This window comes from Marinomonas sp. 63XJN7_9_ISO-PGPR-S23-217 (assembly GCF_056173515.1).
Window position 1 is genome coordinate 4,398,791 of sequence record NZ_CM149678.1, and the last position, 22,090, is coordinate 4,420,880.

The 22,090-nt window shown below is 45.3% G+C and carries 13 protein-coding genes; 12 read left to right on the forward strand and 1 reads right to left on the reverse strand.

Features of this window, described 5'->3' with window-relative positions:
- From AC0VYI_RS20605 to AC0VYI_RS20655, 11 genes are all read left to right on the forward strand, one after another.
- A complete protein-coding gene (locus tag AC0VYI_RS20605; protein WP_199473712.1) occupies positions 1-945 on the forward strand; it encodes an alpha-E domain-containing protein in 945 nt (314 codons plus the stop codon).
- Complete coding sequence (locus AC0VYI_RS20610) at positions 942-4,316, forward strand: transglutaminase family protein (RefSeq protein ID WP_475445242.1); 3,375 nt, start codon at positions 942-944, stop codon at positions 4,314-4,316. Before AC0VYI_RS20605 ends, AC0VYI_RS20610 begins: the two co-directional genes overlap by 4 nt.
- Before the next feature lie 28 nt (positions 4,317-4,344).
- Positions 4,345-6,936, forward strand: coding sequence for a circularly permuted type 2 ATP-grasp protein (locus AC0VYI_RS20615; protein ID WP_475445244.1), 2,592 nt, complete (start codon positions 4,345-4,347; stop codon positions 6,934-6,936).
- A complete protein-coding gene (locus AC0VYI_RS20620; protein ID WP_199473707.1) occupies positions 6,933-7,817 on the forward strand; it encodes a transglutaminase family protein in 885 nt (294 codons plus the stop codon). The genes AC0VYI_RS20615 and AC0VYI_RS20620 overlap by 4 nt, the downstream gene beginning before the upstream one ends.
- A gap of 183 nt (positions 7,818-8,000) precedes the next feature.
- Positions 8,001-9,410, forward strand: coding sequence for a DEAD/DEAH box helicase (locus tag AC0VYI_RS20625; RefSeq protein ID WP_475445246.1), 1,410 nt, complete (start codon positions 8,001-8,003; stop codon positions 9,408-9,410).
- A 296-nt stretch (positions 9,411-9,706) separates the two neighbouring features.
- Positions 9,707-13,303, forward strand: coding sequence for a hybrid sensor histidine kinase/response regulator (locus tag AC0VYI_RS20630; RefSeq protein WP_475445248.1), 3,597 nt, complete (start codon positions 9,707-9,709; stop codon positions 13,301-13,303).
- Entirely contained in the window at positions 13,290-14,195 is a 906-nt protein-coding gene (locus AC0VYI_RS20635; RefSeq protein WP_475445249.1) for a response regulator, read from the forward strand. The genes AC0VYI_RS20630 and AC0VYI_RS20635 overlap by 14 nt, the downstream gene beginning before the upstream one ends.
- 57 nt (positions 14,196-14,252) lie before the next feature.
- Positions 14,253-14,759 carry an N-acetyltransferase family protein gene (locus AC0VYI_RS20640; RefSeq protein ID WP_475445251.1) on the forward strand — a complete coding sequence of 169 codons (507 nt, stop codon included), beginning with the start codon at positions 14,253-14,255 and terminating at the stop codon, positions 14,757-14,759.
- A 142-nt stretch (positions 14,760-14,901) separates the two neighbouring features.
- Complete coding sequence (gene hxpB / locus AC0VYI_RS20645) at positions 14,902-15,561, forward strand: hexitol phosphatase HxpB (protein ID WP_475445253.1); 660 nt, start codon at positions 14,902-14,904, stop codon at positions 15,559-15,561.
- 47 nt (positions 15,562-15,608) lie between these two features.
- Positions 15,609-15,914, forward strand: a complete 306-nt coding sequence (locus AC0VYI_RS20650) for an NIPSNAP family protein (protein WP_199473680.1) — start codon at positions 15,609-15,611, stop codon at positions 15,912-15,914.
- 37 nt (positions 15,915-15,951) lie between these two features.
- Positions 15,952-16,551: a pentapeptide repeat-containing protein gene (locus tag AC0VYI_RS20655; RefSeq protein WP_475445255.1), complete on the forward strand. Its 600-nt coding sequence runs from the start codon at positions 15,952-15,954 to the stop codon at positions 16,549-16,551.
- A gap of 83 nt (positions 16,552-16,634) precedes the next feature.
- Here AC0VYI_RS20655 and AC0VYI_RS20660 read toward each other — a convergent pair whose 3' ends face one another.
- Entirely contained in the window at positions 16,635-18,263 is a 1,629-nt protein-coding gene (locus tag AC0VYI_RS20660) for a methyl-accepting chemotaxis protein (protein WP_475445257.1), read from the reverse strand.
- 622 nt (positions 18,264-18,885) lie between these two features.
- On the opposite strand from AC0VYI_RS20660, the gene AC0VYI_RS20665 reads away from it, so the two are divergent.
- Complete coding sequence (locus AC0VYI_RS20665; RefSeq protein WP_475445259.1) at positions 18,886-22,080, forward strand: HD domain-containing phosphohydrolase; 3,195 nt, start codon at positions 18,886-18,888, stop codon at positions 22,078-22,080.
- The last annotated feature ends 10 nt before the right edge of the window (positions 22,081-22,090 follow it).

Consider the following 22,090-nt stretch of genomic DNA (forward strand, 5'->3'; position numbering starts at 1 on the left):
ATGTTATCCAGAGTCGCAGAACGTTTATTTTGGGCTGGTCGTTACTTAGAACGTGCCGAAAACACCGCCCGCTTAGTTAGAGTATACGATGAACTCCTTTTTGACTTACCAAGAGACATCAAAATTTCATGGTATAACCTCATCGAAATCAACAGTGGCACCGAACAATTTGAACAACGCTACAAGGTAAAAGACGAACGTAATGTCGTAAAATTCTTATTAGCAGACGATACCAATGCAAGCTCTATGCTCTCATCGCTGAAAATGGTTCGAGAAAATATTCGTACCACCCGTGATGTGGTACCAGAGGAAATGTGGGAACTGATCAACGAGCTGGATATGTATGCGCGCCAAAATATCAAGCAGGGCATCAACCGTTCTGGCCGTCACGACTTTCTCAACACCATTATTGAAGGCTGTCAAAAAATCATCGGCCTACTTGCGGGGACGATGACTCGAGATTCCGGCTGGCAATTTCTTATCATGGGACGTTATTTAGAGCGTGCCGACATGAATACGCGTATCATTGATGCTGCGGTGTCTTTAATGTTGCAATCCGAAGCCGAAGAAAGCGTGCGACTGGGCCAAGTGGTATGGGCCAAAGTGCTAAAATCGCAAAGTGCGTATTTGGATTATCGCCGCACAGTGCGAACCTCTATCAATGGAGCCAAAGCCGTGACCTTTTTACTGCGAGACCCGTTTTTCCCACGAACACTGTCATACTGCCTGGAGCAGATTCGTGAGGCGGCCTCTAAATTACCTCGCTCCGGCATCATTACTGCTAAGGTAGATAAACTTTACGGCTACGAATATCCAATAGAACGCTCAGAAGATTTGAATGAAAAGTTTCATGACTATCTTAATGACTTTCAGTTAGATCTTATCGAAATAAACCACCAGATTACCGAGAACTGGTTTCATTTTCGGCAAGGAGACGCTGCATGACTATTCGAGTCGCGATACAACACAAAACGACCTACGAATTTGACCGATTTATCAATGTGTCACCTCATGTATTACGCTTGCGCCCTGCGGCGCATTCACGAACAAAAATTCATGATTATTCGTTAAAAGTACTCCCTGAAAAGCATTTTATAAACATACAGCAAGACCCTTTTGGCAACTTTCAAACGCGACTTGTCTTCCCAGAAAAGACCAACAAACTGGAATTTATGGTTGAAGTAATAGCCGATATGACGGTTATCAACCCGTTCGATTTTTTTGTGGAAAGTTATGCAGAAGAGTACCCTTTTGCCTACGATAAGGCATTAAAACGCGAACTAGAGCCCTATTTACAAGTCACCGAGTCTTGCCCCCTATTGGACAAATGGCTCTCTACGGTAGACCGAAAAAATACCCCGATTAACGACTTTCTGGTGTCCATAAACAGTCGCCTAGCGGGAGAGATCGGCTACGGCATTCGTCTCGAACCGGGTGTACAAACCTGTGAAGAAACACTCACCTTAAAAAAAGGCTCATGCCGCGACACATCTTGGTTGCTTGTGCAAATTCTACGCAGTCTTGGACTCGCCGCTCGTTTCGCCTCGGGCTACCTGGTACAGCTCACCGCCGATATCAAAGCACTCGATGGCCCATCCGGGCCTGAAGAAGATTTCACCGACTTACATGCTTGGTGTGAAGTCTATTTACCCGGTGCTGGCTGGGTAGGACTGGACCCTACATCGGGCTTATTCGCTGGCGAAGGGCATATTCCCTTAGCTTGTACCCCTGAACCCGCTTCTGCGGCCCCCATTACTGGGTTTATCGATGAATGTGAGTGCGAATTCAGCTACAGCAATATTGTCACACGCATTCACGAAGACCCACGGGTCACTAAACCCTATGCAGAAGGGGAATGGGAGACCATAAAAGCCCTTGGCTATGCGGTCGATAAGGAATTGGAAAATGGCGATGTTCGTCTCACCATGGGAGGCGAGCCAACCTTCGTCTCCATTGATGATATGGACTCAGAACAATGGAACACTGGTGCGCTAGGTGCCGAAAAACTTAAGTTAGCAAAAGACCTCTTGCTTAGAATGAAGCAAGAGTTCGGGGCAAATGGCTTGCTACATTATGGACAAGGCAAGTGGTATCCAGGAGAAGAGGTGCCACGGTGGGCCCTTGGGTGTTTTTGGCGCACTGACGGTGAGCCACTATGGGGCGACCCAAAATACCTTGCCAGAGTCGATAAAGATTACCAGCACACTATCGCCGATGCGCAGGCATTCGGCGAATTACTGTGCGACAAGCTCGCGTTGGACAAACAGTACCTACAAAGCACCTATGAAGACACACTCTACTATTTGTGGATGGAACAATCCCTTCCTGCGGATGCCGACCCTACCAAAGCGGACTTAAAAGACGATTTAGAACGCCGCCGTCTGGCAAAACTGCTAAGCCGAGGGTTAAGTACCGTAACAGGTTATATTCTGCCACTCGAATTCGATGCCTATAATAACCGCTGGAACAGCTCACGCTGGCCAATGCGCAGTGATGTGATCACCCTCATTCCGGGTGATAGCCCAATGGGCTACCGACTACCCCTGAATGCTTTACCGGCTCAGGCAGAAGAAGATCGCATTCCAGAACGGGATCCATTTGACCCTCGCCAACCGTTGGCAAACAAAAAAGAGAACCCCGTATTAGACAGTGTTGCCAAACAACATTTCGCTAAAAAGCCAGTGCAAACAGTGTCTATGGCAAAACCGTCTGCCGTGGAAAAAACACTGAAAAATGTGATTCGTACCACACTGTGTCTTGAACCGCGCAATGGTCGCTTGCATGTATTTATGCCTCCTATGACTCATCTAGAATATTTTGTCGAGGTACTTGAGCACATTGAAGCGGTCGCCAAAACACTGGATTTACCGGTTGTTATCGAAGGCTATGAACCACCTAAAGATCCGCGTTTACAAAAATTCTTGATCACCCCTGACCCAGGCGTCATTGAAGTGAACATCCATCCTGCCGCCAGCTGGGAAGAATTGGTTCACAATACGGAAACACTCTACCACCAAGCCTACCTTTCTCGACTTGGCGCAGAGAAGTTCATGCTGGATGGGCGGCACACTGGCACAGGCGGAGGGAACCACGTTACCCTTGGTGGTCGCACTCCTGCCGATAGCCCCCTACTACGTCGTCCGGAATTACTGCAGAGTTTAGTGACCTTCTGGCAACATCACCCTGGTTTGTCTTACCTTTTCTCTGGAATGTTCATTGGCCCAACCAGCCAAGCACCACGCCCAGATGAAGGCCGTGACGAAGCCCTGTATGAAATGGAAATAGCTTTCCAGAATATGCCAGAAGGGTTTGTAGAAGAACCTTGGTTGGTGGACCGCTTAATGCGCAACCTGCTGGTAGATATCACAGGCAACACTCACCGTTCTGAATTCTGTATCGACAAACTTTATGCGGCAGGCACTGCCAGTGGTCGCCAAGGCTTACTGGAGTTTCGTGGTTTTGAAATGCCACCCCATCCGCACATGTCATTAGTACAAATGCTGTTGTTACGTTGCTTGGTAGCACGCTTTTGGAAGGAACCCTACAAAAAACCGTTAGTACGCTGGGGCACCAGCCTACACGATAAATTCATGCTGCCGCACTTTGTTTGGCAAGATGTCAAAGAAGTCGTGGAAGATCTACAGCAACATGGTTTCCCTTTTAAATTGGAATGGTTGGCGCCTTTTGAAGAGTTCCGTTTCCCACATTACGGACGAAAACGCATCGATGATGTGGAAATAGAATTGCGCTGGGCCATCGAGCCTTGGCATGTTCTTGGTGAAGAAATCACTGGGTCAGGTACTGCTCGTTACGTTGACTCCTCTGTTGAGCGCTTGCAAGTCAAACTCTCCGGTTTGACTGAAGGTCGTTACGTGCTCAGCTGTAATGGCCGTCGTGTACCAATTCGCTCTACAGGTCGCAAAGGGGAATTTGTCGGGGCTGTTCGTTATAAAGCATGGGCACCGCCTTCTGCGTTACACCCAACCTTAGGCATCGATACGCCCTTAGTCTTTGATTTGATCGATACCTGGAACGGTCTATCTGTTGGCGGCTGCACCTACCATGTCTCTCATCCTGGCGGCCGGACTTATGAGACCTTGCCAGTCAACAACAACGAAGCGGAAGCCCGACGAGTCAACCGTTTTTGGGATCATGGCTTCACTCAAGGCACCTTGTCGCCTCCACCAGCCTTTAGTGCGTTACGTTCCTTTTACCCAAATGGAGACGAGCCGCGCCCAATGGCCCCACCTGCGGAAGAACCAATAAATGAATATCCGCATACATTAGACTTGCGTAAGCAGTATAATACGCTCTGATATTTTTTTACCTTAGGCTCAACGTATTATGCAATCTCAGACAGGTCTTCTTACCGCGCCAACAGTGGATGCTTCTAGCACCACTAAGGCGCCAACTTTTTCCAGCTACGATCAACCGATCAATGCTTATGACGAGGCTTTTAAAGAAGATCGTCAACCACGTCCTCATTGGCAGGACGTATTGGCTAACGTTAAAAAATTGGGCCCAGAAGGACGCATAGAAAGCGAGCGACGTGTACAACGCATACTTCGCGAAGATGGTGCAACATATAATTTATCTAGCGACCCCCTCACGCCTAGCGTGTGGGAGCTGGATCTGATTCCAAACATCATCGAAAGTGCTGACTGGAGCCTAATAGAAACAGGGCTTAAGCAACGCTCCGCCTTGTTTGACTTAATTTATAAAGACCTTTATGGCCCACAGGAACTGCTCAAAAGCGGCACAATTCCTGCCGAGATTATTTTTGGACACCCTGATTTTCTTCGCCCATGCCATAACATCACCACTCCTGGGCAACACGATCTATTACTGCATGCTGTTGACTTGGTTCGGGATAAAAATGGACTTTTCCATGTTATCGGAGATCGCACTCAAGTCCCTAATGGTGCAGGGTATGCGTTGGAAAATCGTGCGGTTATTTCACGTATTTTGCCCGTTCTGTTTCGCGATAATCAGGTACAGCGGATCTCTCATTTTTTCCAGACATTCAAAGGCATGCTATCGAAACTTGCCAGCGATTGGACAGATACTCCACGCATTGTTGTGCTAACACCCGGCGCTTACAGCAGTAGCTATTTTGAACAAGCCTATTTGGCCAACTATATGGGTTTTCCCTTGGTTCAGGGTAGTGACTTGACAGTTCGTAATGGGGCTGTCTGGATGAAATCCCTCAACGGCTTAGCCAGGGTTGATGTCATTCTTCGCCGTGTTGAAGATGCTTACTGTGACCAAGCAGAACTGCGTGCCGACTCCATATTAGGGGTGCCAGGTTTATTAGAGGTCGCTCGAGCGGGTAACGTGGTTCTGGCGAACCCACTGGGCAGTGGCTTATTAGAATCACCGGTTTTCTTAAAATACTTGCCAGCCATCAGTCAATTCTTGATGGGCCAACAATTAACGCTACCTTCCGTACAGACCTGGTGGGCAGGTGATCCCATAGATCTGGAGTATATTACCAGCCATATTAACCAGCTTATTATCAAACCGATTAGCAGACGGGCAGATAACAAAAGCATCTATGGCCATACCTTAGACGAAAAACAATGCCAAGAAGCCATCAAAAAGATCAAAAAAGCCCCCCATTTATATGTGGCACAAAGCTATATTCCTGGCGCTATTTCCCCCATTTTTGATAATGGCCAATTGCAAGCAGCGCCCACCATGCTTCGCGGTTTTACCATGTCTGATCAAGACGGTTATAGTGTCATGCCTGGCGGATTGTCCCGTGTCAGTCAGAGTCACGACGACATGATCGTCTCTAATTTGTCCAAGTCCAAATCAAAAGACACCTGGGTGCTGTCCACACAACCCCTATCAAATAAGATCGCCAGTAACGACCAAGCCATTCTGCACGATGAAGCGGTACAAACCAACTTACCCAGCCGTGTGGTTGAGAACTTATTCTGGATGGGACGCTACGCTGAACGTGCGGAAATCAGCATGCGCCTGTTAAGGACACTTTTTAAACAAATGAATGGCATCGATCCACTCCCCATCGAGAGTCGTCGCCTCTTACTGGAAATGGCTTCCCGACAAACAGGTTGTCTGCCAGGTTTTACCAAGGCCGATGATGAGATGATTACCAATCCAGACAAAGAACTGATTTCCATCATCATTGATGGCAAACGCCCAGGATCGGTCAAAGCGAACCTACACGCCATGCTTAATTGTGGCGAACAGGTTAAAGAGATGCTCTCAGCGGACACGCGAATTATCATCAACGAACTGCGCGATCATATTCACGAGTTAGATCGTGCGTATACCAATGGTTTACCCTCAGCGCCGGAAGAATCTTTGGACAGCCTAGTCACCTCCTTGTTAGCTCTGTCTGGGTTAAACCACGAAAGTATGCTGCGCGGATTGGACTGGACTTTCCAAGAAATTGGCCGCCGCACAGAACGAGCCATCCAAACTGCTACACTATTACGCGCCGCCTTAACCAAGTCACTAGCAGAGCCTGAACAACAACAAATACTCGAATCCGTGCTGTTAAGTGTAGAAGCCTTAATTTCTTTCCGTCGGCGTTATCGTAATCGTTCACGGGTTGCGTATGGGCTCGATTTATTAATGATCGATGGCACCAATCCAAGATCCTTGATTTATCAAGTGGATCAGCTGCGTAAGTACATTCAAGAACTCCCCCGTAACGATGTCCCAGCTGCGGGTCTCAGTCCGGAAAACCGCTTAGTCATAAAATCGTTAACCGATATTCAATTAGCAGACTTGGAAGTCCTAGCAGCGGTCGATAGAGCCACCAACACACGGACAGAACTTGAAAGCCTGATGACGCAACTTTTAGAACAACTTGAGCAATTTACCGTGCTAATCAGCGATAAGTATTTTGACCATACAGAAGGACCGCAACCTCTTTCCATGGCAAATTGGGAAACCAGCTTATGAGATATCGAGTCAGACACATCACCACCTACACCTATGGAGCGCCCGTTAGCTTGTGCTATAACATGGCCCATTTGTTGCCACGAGACACGCACAACCAACGTTGCTTAAACCAAAGAGTACAAATCAACCCACCACCAGTGTATCGCAACGAAGGTAAGGATTATTTTGGCAACCAGACCTTTTACTTCTCAATCCAAGAGGCCCATAAAAAGCTGGTTATCGATGTATTAAGTGACTTTGAGATCTTTCCAATTGATCTCACCTTATGGCAACAGAATAACACCACCACTTGCGGGCAACTGCGCGCGAACTTAAAAATGCCCATGACTCCTCAAATGCGCATGGCAAAAGAATTCTTAATGGACTCCTCACAAATTCGTCGCTCAGAAGAGCTAAAAGCCTATGCACAAAGCACTTTTAGCGATGATAAACCATTGATAAAAGCCGCTTTGGAATTCACTCATAAGATCTTCACAGAATTTAAGTTTGATCCCTCCACTACAACCGTGGCAACACCACTTGAACAGGTATTAAAACAGCGCAGTGGTGTCTGTCAGGATTTTGCCCACTTAGCCATTGGCTGCCTACGCTCAGTGGGCATACCAGCACGCTATATGAGCGGCTACTTAGAAACCTTACCGCCACCAGGACAAGAGAAACTGGTGGGAGCCGATGCCTCCCATGCATGGTTTTCCATCTTCGTTCCCGAGCTTGGATGGGTTGAATTTGATCCCACTAACGACGTCATGCCAAACGACAAACATATCGTGACCGCATGGGGACGAGACTATGCAGACGTCACCCCACTTCAAGGCGTCATCTTCGAGGGCGGAGGCTCACAACAGCTAGCGGTCTCCGTGGATGTGAAACGTCTTTTATAAGAAACAAAAGACATACTTGTCGAGACTTTTCCGCAACGTGATGTTTCATCAAGTATGTCAAGCAAACTCATTGTTACAGGACTCTCATAGCATGTAAGGCGGATATAGGGTAAGCTTCGCTCAAATTTGTCGAGCTTGAGAGTCAAGCCCGACTCCCGCCTATGATATAACATGAGTACATCTATGAGTTTCGATACACTTGGGCTTTCTGCCCCCATCCTTAAAGCCATTGAAGATCAGGGCTATACCAAGCCATCTGCGATTCAAGCTCAAGCCATTCCAGCCATTTTGGAAGGGCAAGATGTGATGGCAGCAGCCCAAACAGGTACAGGTAAAACCGCCGGTTTTACCTTACCGCTATTAGAGCGTTTAAGCCTTGGCCAAAACGCCAATAGCAACCAAATTCGCGCCTTGGTACTAACACCAACACGTGAGCTAGCCGCTCAAGTTGCAGCCAGCGTTCAAGATTACGGCAAACATTTGTCTCTTCGCTCCACTGTGGTATTTGGTGGTGTCAAAATCAATCCACAAATGATGGCACTGCGCCGTGGTGCGGATATTCTCATCGCCACGCCTGGTCGATTGATGGATTTGTACAATCAAAATGCCGTGAAATTCGACAAGCTGGAAGTGCTGGTATTAGACGAAGCAGACCGCATGTTGGACATGGGCTTTATTCACGATATCAAAAAAATTATTGCGGTATTGCCGAAGAAACGCCAAAACCTATTGTTCTCTGCCACCTTCTCACCAGAGATTCGTCAGCTTGCCAAAGGCTTGGTAAATAACCCCGTTGAGATTTCTGTAACGCCTCGCAATGCTGCCGCAGTTTCGGTTGAGCAGTGGCTTCATCCCGTTGATAAAAAACGGAAAACGGAACTCTTGATAGAGCTAATTGCCGAAGGCCAGTGGAAACAAGTGCTGGTATTCTCTCGAACCAAGCATGGTGCCAATAAAATCACCAAACAACTAGAAGATGCAGGTATTCGTGCCAGTGCCATCCATGGCAACAAAAGCCAAGGCGCTCGTACCCGCGCCCTATCGGATTTTAAAGAAGGCCGCGTTCGCGCCTTAGTCGCGACGGATATTGCCGCTCGTGGTTTGGACATCGAACAACTGCCCCACGTGATCAACTTCGACCTCCCCGACGTTGCAGAAGATTACGTTCACCGCATTGGCCGTACTGGCCGCGCAGGCGCAACGGGACAAGCGATATCCCTTGTGGCGGCAGATGAATTGGATCAACTGCGTGCGATTGAGCGTTTAACACAAAAATTGATCGAACGCCGTTATGTGGATGACTTTATGCCAACTCACATGTTGCCGGACACCACACTTGATACTCGTCCCATCAAGCCCAACAAACCGAAAAAACCAAAAGCGCCCCGCGATCAAAATGGTGGTAAGCAAAACTTTGCCAATAAACCCGCAAACGCTGGTGGAAAAGGCAATGCCAATGGAAAAAATGGCGGGCGTCGTAATGACCGCAATAGCTCACCAAAGGCTGACGTCACACCAGGCCAAGGCATGCGTAGCAAGCCATTAGCGCCAGCGCGCCGTAACCGCAGACCAGCCGCGCCAAAACAAGACTAACCTCTCTTCGCCTCTGTTATAGAGTGTGTATTGAACGCTAAAAAGCGCCTTTCTTGTTAAGAGGCGCTTTTTTATGTGAAACACACGTCAAAAATGGCACGATGCCTGCTTGCTAAATAAGTTGTGCCCATAGCCCATATCCACGCACCAGTATTGATACAACTTAGACCTTTAGTATAGGCGCTAGGCTATGACCTTATGCCTTTAATTGGTGCGCAAACATCAATAGCGCACACTTTTTGCGCAGCGCGCTCACCTTATTGCACTCGGTCATAAGAACAACGAGAAACATCACCATGCCCGCTTCCCAAAAAATATTCAAAGTAAGACGTCATTACAATAAGTGGGTTGCCGACCAAACATTAGAAGATTACGCCTTGCGTTATACTGCCAAGCAAGGCCACAGCATGAGTATTGAGCGCGTCGCCAATACGGCCTTTGGCGCGACGGCGTTTTTAGCCTTAGAAGGCATTGCGGCGGCCATTACTCTCAATTACGGTTTTACCAATGCTATTAGCGCGATTTTTGTCGTCTTGTTGGTGTTCTTCATTACGGGCTTTCCGATTGCCTATTACTCCGCCAAACATGGCTTAGACATTGATTTGTTAACCCGTGGAGCAGGCTTTGGCTACCTAGGCTCCACCGTTACTTCTCTCATCTACGCCACCTTTACCTTTATTTTCTTTGCCATCGAAGCGGCAATTCTCGCTTCGGCGCTACAAGTCCTGTTTGGTATTCCCATCTTCATCGGCTATGCCCTGTCTGCCGTGTTTGTCATCCCCATTGTGGCGCACGGTATCCGCGCAATCAGCCGCTTTCAAGGAATGACTCAATGGATATGGCTGATACTGCAATTCACTGCGTTATTTGTCGTTATCGCCAATGAATATGATCGTTTCTCAGACTGGACTCACTATCAAGTGCCAGAACTTCCAGAAAGCGGGCATTTCAATATCGTGCTATTTGGCGCTGCCGCCTCAGTGATCTTCGCACTGATGGGACAAATTGGCGAGCAAGTGGACTATCTGCGGTTTATGCCAGAAAAGACCCAAGCCAATAAAAAACGCTGGTGGTTTTGGCTGATCATGGCTGGCCCTGGTTGGGTGTTTATGGGCGGGTTAAAAATGCTGCTCGGTTCTTTTCTAGCTTACTTGGCGTTTTCCAATGGCGTGCCTTTTTTCGAGGCAGCCGATCCGACGCACATGTATCAACGCATTTTTCAGTTTTTAACCAACTCTCCCGCCCTTGCTCTGATTCTAGCGGCCGTCATGGTACTTATTTGTCAGATGAAAATAAACCTCACCAACGCTTACGCGGGTTCCATTGCTTGGTCAAACTTCTTTTCAAGGCTGACCCATAGTCACCCCGGTCGTGTTGTCTGGTTGGTGTTTAACGTCACCATTGCCCTACTGCTGATGGAACTGGGTATTTACCAAGCGCTAGCGGCAGTGCTGGGGGTCTTTGCGATTACCGCCATTAGTTGGATTGGTAGCCTTGCAGCGGATTTGCTGATCAATAAACCACTCGGCTTAAGTCCCAACTATGTAGAATTCAAACGCGCTCACTTATACGATATTAATCCGGTTGGCACGGGCTCCATGCTGATCGCGACCACTCTTGGCTTCGCCAGCTACTTGGGCGTCTTTGGCGACACGGCTAAAGCCCTTTGCCAATTTGTCAGCCTCGCCAGTTGTTTTGTCTTTGTACCGTTAATCGCTTGGCTTACCAAGGGAAAATATTACATTGCAAGGCAATCCCCCGAGCTTGTTCCATTGATTAATCTCGAAAACGCTAATCGAGAAAATGCCACCCCAGAAACAAGCAAAGCGCATACCCTAACCTGTGGCATTTGCGAGAATCCATTTGAAGTGGCCGATATGAGCTTTTGCTCCGCATATATGCAGCCCATTTGCTCCCTTTGCTGCTCTCTCGACGTGCGTTGCCTAGACAGTTGCAAACCCAGAGCGCGAATCGCGGAACAAAGCATTTATTTCTTACGACTGTTTCTACCGAAGAAAATCGTCCGTTTAATAAATTCCCGACTCGGCCGATTCGTCACCTTATTGGTTGTCATCAATATTCTCAATGGCGTCTTAATGGCGCTTGTTTATCGACAAATGGCACCGCAGACCTTATCTGAGGCAGCGCTATTACAACAAACCATGTGGATGATTTTCTTTACGCTGCTAATCGTCTCTGGCGTGTTGTCTTGGCTGTTTCTCTTAGCGCATGAAAGCCGTGTGGTGGCACAAAAAGAATCCAACCGACAAACCCGAAAACTCACCAAAGAAATCGAAGCGCATAAAATCACCGACCAAGCGCTGCAATCAGCCAAAGAATTAGCAGAACGGTCTAATGCGGCCAAAAGTCGCTATCTAACCGGAATCAGCCACGAACTCCGCACACCGTTACAATCTATTATTGGCTACGCACAACTGCTCTCGGATCAATCCGCCTCCTTACCTCAGCACCAGCACGGCCTTGGCATCATCCAGCGTAGTGGCGAATATCTGGCCGATCTGATCGAAGGGTTATTAGATATTTCTAAAATCGAAGCCGGTCGATTGGATTTATATCGCAACGTGGTGGATTTGCCCGCTCTGATCGATCAATTGGATAATATGTTTTCCATGCAAGCCACCAGCAAAGGCGTTCTGTTCCAAACGGATATCCGCGATCCCCTTCCCCCCACTGTCATGGTAGATGAAAAGCGCCTAAGACAAATATTGATCAATCTTTTGTCTAACGCCGTAAAATACACCAAGCAAGGTCAGGTGGACTTTGCTATTCGATACCGCAACCAAGTCGCCGAATTTATAATTAAAGACACGGGGGCAGGCATTCCAGCCGACCAGCTTGATCGTATTTTTGATCCCTTCGAGCGAGTACGTAATGCGGATACGGCAAACCTACCAGGTACTGGGCTGGGGCTGACTATCGTCAAACTCCTCACGGACATCATGGGAGGAGATCTACAAGCCACGAGCCTGGTGGGTTCTGGTAGCCAATTTAAAGTCAGCCTTATGTTGCCGTGGATTAACAAAGAACAAGCCCACAGTGAGAAGCGACAACATATTATTGGCTACCAAGGCTTTCAAAAGAAAATCTTTGTGGTGGACGATGATCCCGTCGTCCGAGGCTTGCTGTCGGATATTCTCGTGCCTTTAGATTTTATTGCCTACGAAGCACACGATGCCGAGCATTGTTTGTCGCAATTGGAGTCCATCACACCGGATATCTTTCTACTAGATGTCTCCATGCCAGGCATGAATGGATTAGAACTCGCCAAAGCATTGCGTCAACGTGGCATTAAAAACCCCATCGTCATGCTGTCAGCTGACGCGCAAGAACAACATCGTCAAGCAGATGAAAAAGCCGCCTTTGATGATTATCTTATCAAGCCCGTTAATAACCACACACTACTTGAAAAACTCGGCCAGCATTTACATTTAACCTGGCTCTATCAAACACCAACAACCGAAGCCCTCAAGTCCAGCACCTTTAAAACCAATGATCTTAAAAGCAATGCATTGCCTTCTACAATCGAGCAATCAGCTGAAAAGCAACTTAAAAAACACACCACACCTGTATCCACTTTGCCCGATCATGACTTGATACGCGAACTCATTGCCTTTGCCGAAATGGGTTATCGAAAAGGCGTGAAGCAAACCCTTAAACAGATAGAAAACGGTCAACTCGTCCCAGCAGAAATGTTTCAGCGTTTGGAAAACTTCTCTAATGCCTTTCAATTTGATCTACTAGTAAACGACTTAAAAGCTCATGCCACAGGGATGGTTTCAGGTAAACAGGATTTGGATGATGACGCAAACAACAGCGACTCAGTAACAAGCAATGAGCAGACTTTGGAGATAAAACCTCATGACGCCAACTAAAAACGATATCGTTTTGGTCGTGGATGATTCTGCCGACGCTTTAAGCCTAATAAACGATACGCTAGAAGCGGCCAACATGGACGTACTCGTTGCATTAGAAGGTAAGCAAGCACTTACTATCGCCAAACGGATTCGACCCGATATCATCCTACTCGACGCCATCATGCCCAATATGGATGGCTTCGAAACCTGCAAAGCCCTCAAAGCTGATGCCAATCTAGCCAGCATTCCAGTGATTTTTATGACGGGTTTAAGCGACACGGATGACATCGTCCGAGGGCTAGAAGTGGGCGGCGTGGATTATCTCACCAAGCCGATAAAACCCAGTGAGCTGCTTGCGCGGATGAAAGTACATCTCAACAACGCTCGTCTAACGAACAGTGCACAGATCGCCCTAGACAGCACGGGGCAACATCTCATGACGGTTTCCGACAGCGGCCATATCCTGTGGGCAACCCCACAAACATACGCCCTGCTCGCTAAAGCCCGAGCCAACGACGAATGGCAACAAACCGACTTTGCAGAACAACTCAGCCAGTGGCTTGCTCACCAGCCAAATGAAGACAGTCACTTACCTCTAACAGGCTTAGATTACCCATTGAGTGTCCGAGTAATCAGTGCCAAAACCGGTCAAGAGCGCCTTCTCAAACTGGAAGATGGTCGCCGTCCAACCGGTCCGAATCTGCTCAAACAAGAGTTAGACTTAACCGAACGCGAATCGGAAGTGCTCCACTGGCTTGCCAATGGCAAAACCAATCGAGACATCGCGCAAATATTGGAGATGAGTCCTCGAACCGTCAACAAGCACCTTGAGCAAATCTTTCCCAAACTGGGGGTTGAAAACCGCACTGCCGCTGCGGGGATTGCGTTAAAGATATTAGCGAGAAGTTAAAGAATATATGCATTACAATGTACATCATTAAATGGAATGAGCGCAGGAGAACAGGCATTGGGTATTACTACTATTCGTCGACTAGAGCCAACAGACCATCAAGCATTGGCTGACATTTATCGCTGTCCATCGGTCGCTGAAAACACTTCTCAGTTACCTTATCTTGACACAGGCACAATCAACGCCCTTTTCTCTGGCGCAAACCAATATACGTTAGTTGCTGAAGTGGATAACCAACTCCTCGGCCATGTGACGCTTTTTTTGTCGACTAAGTTACGGGAAAAACACACAGCCTCCCTTGCCATTGCGGTGCACCCCGAAGCTCACGGACAAGGTATTGGCCGGCGCTTAATGGAAGAAGCTTTATCTCAAGCGGATCATTGGCTCAATCTTGTTCGCATCGAGTTAGACGTCCATGAAGACAACTCGGGGGCTATTGAACTCTATAAGAAAGTCGGCTTTGAACCAGAAGGAACAAAACGCCTCGCCACCTTCAAAGCGGGCAAGTATATTAACTTGCTCCTCATGTCACGTATCAATCTAGGCTCTACCAACCCGACTTAAAAACAATTCAAGAAAACTAAACAAAACTAGTAAAAAACGATCCTTACTATGATTCTGATCTGCGACAATATGAGGTTATGCTTTGGGGTAAGGCACTGAATAAAGACGTTCTTCTGTAAATCACTCAGGAAAAGACACTACAATGCAAGCGGTTATCTTCGATATGGACGGTCTTCTTATTGACTCTGAGCCAATGTGGAAAGAGGCTGAACAAACAGTCTTCTCTGCCGTTGGAGTGAAAGTCAATGAATCACTCTCTGCGCAAACGGCCTCGATGACGACACAAGAAGTGACGCAATTTTGGTATCAACATTTCCCCTGGACAGGAAAAAGCCTGCAACAGGTAGAACAAGAAGTGGTTGACCTGGTGGAAAAGCGTATTTCAACACAGGGTATAGAAATGGCAGGTGTAACGGAGACCTTGCGTTTTTTTCAGGATAAAGGGTTCAAAATTGGTTTATCAACCAATGCCCCCGCACGTCTCATTCCAGTCGTCCTACATACCTTAGGTATTGCCGATTACTTCCATGCGACCTCTTCATCAGAGCGTGAAATTGAAGGTAAACCACACCCAGCGGTGTACCTATCTACCATCAAGAAACTGAATGTTGATCCCGCTAACTGCATAGCCTTTGAAGATTCTGCTTCAGGCATTATGGCCGCCAAAGCTGCCGGATTAAAAGTCGTTGCTGTGCCAGCCGAAATGGATTTTGATCACCCAAAGTACGATAACTCTCATCTAAAAATTCGTTCATTAGCAGACTTTAATGAGTGTCATTTAGAAAAACTCCTTAAGCCCTAATCACCTAATACCGTTGTATTAGACAATTAAAGTATAGGAAAACAAATATGATTACTTGCTATATACGATATGTTATTGATCCAAATAAACTAGCGGAATTCGAGCAATATGCACAAATGTGGATCCCCTTAGTCAATAAATTTGGAGGTACACATAATGGTTACTTCTTGCCATCAGAAGGTGCTAACAACATCGCCTTAGCCTTATTTACTTTTCCAAGCCTTGCAACCTATGAACAATATCGTCAGGATTCCTTGAAGGATGCGGACTGCATTGCGGCTTTTCAGTTCGCTGAAGACACCCAATGCATCATCCATTATGAACGCAGTTTCTTTCGTCCCGTTTTTGAGTAACAATGCTCTTATTGAATAAAGCCCAAGTAGGCCCTTTATGAAGCCAATCGCTAGCCATCAGCAATATTATGACACGGCCTTTAACAAGCTAACACAAAACGACGAATCGATTTTAGAGTCCGAATTTGAAGAGTGTGAGTTTAATGATTGCGACTTTTCCTCCTCTACATTTGCTAAGTGCAAATTTTTAAACTGTACCTTTAGGCGCTGCAATTTGAGCCTGATTGAAGTGCCTTTTTCACGTTTTTTAGAAAGCCAGTTTATCGAAAGCAAATTGGTGGGTGTTATTTGGACAAAAGCCCATTGGCCACCTTATATAACTGACCCTGATCTTAAATTCTCTCAATGTATCCTAAACGACTCTTCTTTTTTTGATTTAACCCTCAATGGTCTGAGCTTGGTAGACTGCAAACTGCATGATGTAGACTTTAGAAATGCCAATTTAGCTTATTCATCCATGATCCATTGTGACCTCAGCCATAGCTTATTTATGAAAACGAATCTTTCTAGGGCTGACTTAACGGAGTCCTACAACTTCTCAATTAATGTATTAGAAAACAACATTGAAAATGCTAAATTTTCACGATTCGAAGCGCTAAGCTTACTCGACAGCTTAAACATTGAACTGGTTGACTGATATCCAATTAGCCCAATATTAAATACCTTCATCGCCCAAAGGATGATGAAGGTAGATAAAAACATTTAAGTAACAGTAATGAGCTAAATTTTAAATTGACTGGTTAATTGATTTAGTTCTTCGGCTAATTTTGCTAACTCTTGGCTAGAAGCGCTGGTTTCGACTGACCTTGATGATGTTTCATTGGAAATATCACGAATCGTCGTCAAGTTTCTATCCACCTCTCTTGCCACATTGGCTTGCTGTTCTGTTGAACTGGCAATAGAAGTATTCCTTTCATTAATAAACAAAACCGCCTCAACAATTTTTTGAATCACAATCCCTGTTTGACTGGCAGCTTCCATGGTGACTTTTGCTCTTTCATGACTACTTTGAATCGCTACGACGGTATCATTCGTGCCTGATTCAACGGCACTGATCATAGATTCAATTTCTTTGGTCGATTCCTGTGTTCTATGTGCAAGGGCTCTCACTTCATCTGCCACGACAGCAAATCCTCGGCCTGCCTCTCCAGCCCGAGCCGCCTCAATTGCCGCATTGAGTGCCAGAAGATTCGTTTGTTCCGCTATCTCTCGAATAACATCCAACACGCTGGTAATATTTTTGACTTGCCCTACTAACTTATCAACACCATTACTCGTGTCTTGTAATTCTTTAAGTAATAATGAAACAGATTCACTCGACAGCTTGACCTGTTCACTGCCCTCATTCGCTCTCTCTCTAGCTAAATCCGACTCTTTCGAGGTATTAATAGCATTTTCTGCCACATCCTCTACAGCAACGGTCATTTCAGTCACAGCGGTAGCGGCCATCTCCAACTGCTCGTTCTGTAAATGAATGTCTTTGCTCGTCTCATTCGTAACAAGAGACAATTGTTCAGCCGTCGTTGCAAGCTGAGTCGACGAGTTTTGTATATGACTAACCGTTTGAGCAAACTGTTGAACCGCCGTGTTAAAGTGACGAGAAAGAATTCCTAACTCATTCTTACTTGGATTAGGTAATTTAACACTCAGGTCTCCGCCAGCGAGTGACATCATCGCCTGTTGGATTAAATTAATCTGCCGTGTCAAAGAGCGGGTAATATACAAACCAATGCTAAGGGTAAAAGCAATAATAACAAAGGATATGATACTAAGCACAAAAATGGATTTATCAAATAAAGTATCCCCAAATTGACTGGCTTCATTTGCTTTTTTTGTATCAAAACTTGCCAAATCATCCAACGATTTAGAAAACTCATCATAAGATTTTCTTGATTCATTAATATACAAATTTTTTGCAGCATCGTTTTCATTTTTACTAGAAAGCGAAATTAGTTCTTTTTCTATAGCCAAATATTCATTGTAATCTTTTTTAAAAACACTTAGAAGAGATCTAGATTCCTCTTCTGAAGTTTTATCTAATAAGTTTTCATATGATGCAATCGTTGAGTCAATTTCTTTTTTCTTATTTTCTATCTCTTTTAACGCAACCGCCATTTCATCCGCTTTTGTTGAGATGATATGCAGTGACTCATAATTTCTTAAATCTGCTGTTTGTGTGTTTATTTTTTCAATCAAACTAACAGAGGGTAACCACTTATTAGAAATAATAGTCGATTGGTTATTAATGAGATTCATTTCATTAAATGAAAACAAGACAGATACAATGAAGGCAGCAATAATGAGAAAAAAACTTGACAGTAAAAAATAGCTTATTTTAATGTTTTTCATATTCCCTCCCATACTTTATATTTTAAGTAAATATAAAGTGCGATAGACGATGACATTTCCCTCCATAATAAAACTATTTATTCACTTCCCTATAGCAACAAAATCTCATAAATAACAGAAAAAGAATAATTGATTAATGTTATTTTGTGTATACTTTTAGTAAAGATAACTAAAAACAGAAAAATAATAAATTTTAAAAACACTAACACATAAAAAATATGACTTTTTATAAACTTAATTTATAGACAATCCCACTTTTTATAAAGTGACGCCAAAGCCCTATCGAAAAAGGAGGCTTTTGCAACGAATATTACACAATAAAGAACGAGGATTCGAAAAAATAAAAAACTTCTTAAACATTAGCTAGTTACCTACCTTTTCCTCAAACAAAAAAACCTAGATAAAAAATCATTTGATATGTTTTTTTCCATAAGTAGACTCAATTGGGAAGCCTTTAAGAAGAAGGGAACAAACGAGCAAACGTAAAAGACTCAAAAAATAGCAACTTGTTGTTTTCTTAGCATTAAAAAAAACAAAAATCGACTTCTGTGAATGAATATGGTTGCAAGTTAACCTGAGATGAAGTATCCCCATTAAAGGAAGCTTAAAGAAGGAAGCGGCTGTGATATCAAACAAACCTATAAACAAGCGCTATTCGATCAGGATTTTTGTCGCCAATATGTTTCTTATTGCGATTGTCATCACGGCGACCGTGGCCATTGTTTTACAATATCATGCTAATAAAAAGATAGCCGTCGCTCATATGCTAACAAGCCTAAATTTGATGTCGAATCAGATGAGTGACAATCTAAAAAAAATCGACCTAGACGCTAGGCGCACAGTCGGCCTGCTCTCGAACCTGATTCAACCAAGCTTCTCCCAGGAAAGCGTCGAACGCAAAAGCCGCTTACTGGCTCAGCTACTCAAAAATCGTTCAGATTTTTATAGCCTCTATATTGGCGACAAACAAGAGCATTTCTTTCAGCTCATTGACTTAAAAACGTCTAAGGAAATACGTCAAAAAATGCGGGCATTACCCGATGACAAATGGGCCGCCATCGTCGTTAAAGACGGTCCAAATGGACGACAACGACATACCTACTACTACTCAAGTACATTCCATTTAAATCACCAATACACACAAAGCAGTAACTTTTACCCAAGCGAACGTCCATGGTTTAGTACAGCCCCTAGAAATGGGGTCTATAAAACCAAACCTTACCTTTTTCAACACTTACAGATCACCGGACAGACCTACTCTCAACGGATCGGCGACACCGATCAGGTCATCGGTCTGGACATTCTATTATCTTCCACCGCCAATCAACTGGCCACTTGGTCTAAACTCTTATTTGAAGATGGCACTCAAAGCTTTCTGTTTCGACAGCATGGTGAGATTATCGCCTCTAATCTGCAAAAGCCCCATGCCGTCTCCTTACCAAAGATAGCACCATTGCAACTTAGCAAAGAACAAAAAGAGAAGGTGGCACAATTAGGTAACCTGAAGGTATCGAATCAAAACGATTGGCGCCCATTTGACTTTAGCGATTCAGGCTTACCCAGTGGGTACTTTATCGATTTAATGCAGATCGTCAGTGCCATGACAGGGCTAAAGTTTGACTACATCAATGGCTTTAGCCGCAACGAACTGTTGAAAAAGTACCAACATGGTGAAATTGACATTTTATTATCCGTACAAAAGTTTGGAAACGATGATATAAAAGGCTTATATAGCTCGCCACTACTGGACATTCCCTATGGCATCGCCAAGAAAAAAAGCGCCCTCTCCTTAACAACCCTCAAGGACTTGGATAATCAAACGGTCGGTTACCTTGACCGCTGGAATATGGGTTCTACCTTGGAAAAGCACTTTCCTCAGACCCATTGGAAAAAGGCAAGCAGCCTACAACAACTGTTCTCTGAGCTCGAAAATGGACAGATCGATGCCATAATCGGCGCATCCCAGGCGCTGACAAACAGCATTAAAAGTTTGGGCTTAACAAACATAAAGGTGTATAAAAAGATCACAGGCCTCGACACCACGATCCCGAACCACATTTATCTAGTTGGCCATGAACAACATAAATTTGCCATAGATCTCATTAACGCTGCTTTGGCGCACATTACCTCCGCACAACGAGACGCCTTAAGCACCTCTTGGCTAAAGCCAACTTCCCAAGATCTACAAGATTATCTCAGTATTCCAATCACACAATTATTGGGTACCGTGGACCATTCAGCAAAAAAATCATTTGTTTTGTCTCAGGCGGACAATGGGACAAAATACTATGTCTTTACCAAACCTGTCGAAAAGGGCTCTACTAACCAATCCTACCTTGCCGTCATCGTTCCAGAGAAAAAACTCTATGAGCAAGCCACGACAGAAGCCTACCATTCCGCTTTGTTCAGTGCGGGCTTGATGGTGCTGTTACTGCCTATTATTTGGTTATTAAGTTTGCCGATTGTTCGCCCGATAAAACAACTGCAATTGGAAACAGAAAAAATCAAGAAGAGACAGTTTCAAGATATCACTCTCACCGATTCAAACATCACTGAGATCTGGAAGCTATCTTGTTCATTCCAAGAAATGGCCCAAGAAATCAAACAACATGAAATCACTCAAAAAGACTTTATGGAAGCTCTGATTCGTCTTATTGCGAACGCCATAGACAATAAATCCGCTCATACTGGTAACCACTGTCATCGCGTTCCAGAACTCGGGCTTATGCTATCAAACGCCCTCGAACAAGCCCAAGAAGGTCCTTACAAGGACTTTCACTTTGCCAACGACAATGAGCGTCGCGAGTTTCGTATTGCGGCCTGGTTACATGACTGCGGAAAAATCACCATGCCTGAACACATCATGGACAAAGGGGCCAAACTAGAGTGTAACTATAACCGCATCCATGAAATTCGCACCCGTTTTGAAGTGTTGTGGCGTGATGCCCAAATAGACTATTTACAAGCCATTTATATTGAACAGCAACCGTCAGATGTCGCCTTAAAGCACTGGCAAGCACGCCAAGCACAGCTGCAAGAACAATTTCATTTCATTGCCAGAGCCAATATCGGCTCAGAATCCATGAGCAAAAAGGATATAGAAAAAATAACCGCCATTGGTCGTCAGGAATGGACACGCCACTTTGACAACCGGATAGGATTATCACCAACAGAAGAACTCCTGATTGCAGAGCAAGGTCAGCCCAACGAACAGAACCAACAGGCTGATGAACCTACTGGCGTTCAAGAAACCTTATTGTCCGATAAACCGGAACACATCATCCCACGACTTAAAAACATTGAACTTGATCCCTCATTGGGCATCAACATGGACATACCAAAATACCAATACAACCTTGGCGAGCTATACAATCTCACCATACGACGTGGCACCTTAACCGAAGAAGATCGTTTTAAAATCAAAGAGCATATGATCAGCACTATTAGCATGCTAGAAAGCCTGCCATTTCCCCCAGAGTTGAGCCGAGTGCCTCATTACGCCTCTACCCATCATGAGCGTATGGACGGACAAGGCTACCCTCGAAAACTGAACGCTGAGCAGCTGACAATACCGGATCGCATTCTGATGATTGCCGACGTTTTTGAAGCCCTCACGGCAGCGGATAGACCCTACAAAAAAGCCAACTCGCTAAGTTCAGCGATCGACCTGATGTACAAAATGTGCCAAAAAGGCCACCTAGATATGACAATGTTCCGCTTCTTCTTAGAAAGTGGCACCTACCTTCAATACGCAGAGCGCTTCTTACCAGAAAGCCAACGGGACACGGTAGACATGAAGGCCTACTCCTTTGAGTAGGCCTTCATAT

Bases quoted from the DNA above. Each gene is read 5' to 3' on its own strand.
- AC0VYI_RS20625 (WP_475445246.1), top strand. From the start codon at position 8,001: ATGAGTTTCGATACACTTGGGCTTTCTGCCCCCATCCTTAAAGCCATT.
- AC0VYI_RS20610 (WP_475445242.1), top strand. From the start codon at position 942: ATGACTATTCGAGTCGCGATACAACACAAAACGACCTACGAATTTGAC.
- AC0VYI_RS20630 (WP_475445248.1), top strand. From the start codon at position 9,707: ATGCCCGCTTCCCAAAAAATATTCAAAGTAAGACGTCATTACAATAAG.
- AC0VYI_RS20615 (WP_475445244.1), top strand. From the start codon at position 4,345: ATGCAATCTCAGACAGGTCTTCTTACCGCGCCAACAGTGGATGCTTCT.
- AC0VYI_RS20605 (WP_199473712.1), top strand. From the start codon at position 1: ATGTTATCCAGAGTCGCAGAACGTTTATTTTGGGCTGGTCGTTACTTA.
- AC0VYI_RS20650 (WP_199473680.1), top strand. From the start codon at position 15,609: ATGATTACTTGCTATATACGATATGTTATTGATCCAAATAAACTAGCG.
- AC0VYI_RS20660 (WP_475445257.1), bottom strand. From the start codon at position 18,263: ATGAAAAACATTAAAATAAGCTATTTTTTACTGTCAAGTTTTTTTCTC.
- hxpB (WP_475445253.1), top strand. From the start codon at position 14,902: ATGCAAGCGGTTATCTTCGATATGGACGGTCTTCTTATTGACTCTGAG.
- AC0VYI_RS20635 (WP_475445249.1), top strand. From the start codon at position 13,290: ATGACGCCAACTAAAAACGATATCGTTTTGGTCGTGGATGATTCTGCC.
- AC0VYI_RS20655 (WP_475445255.1), top strand. From the start codon at position 15,952: ATGAAGCCAATCGCTAGCCATCAGCAATATTATGACACGGCCTTTAAC.
- AC0VYI_RS20620 (WP_199473707.1), top strand. From the start codon at position 6,933: ATGAGATATCGAGTCAGACACATCACCACCTACACCTATGGAGCGCCC.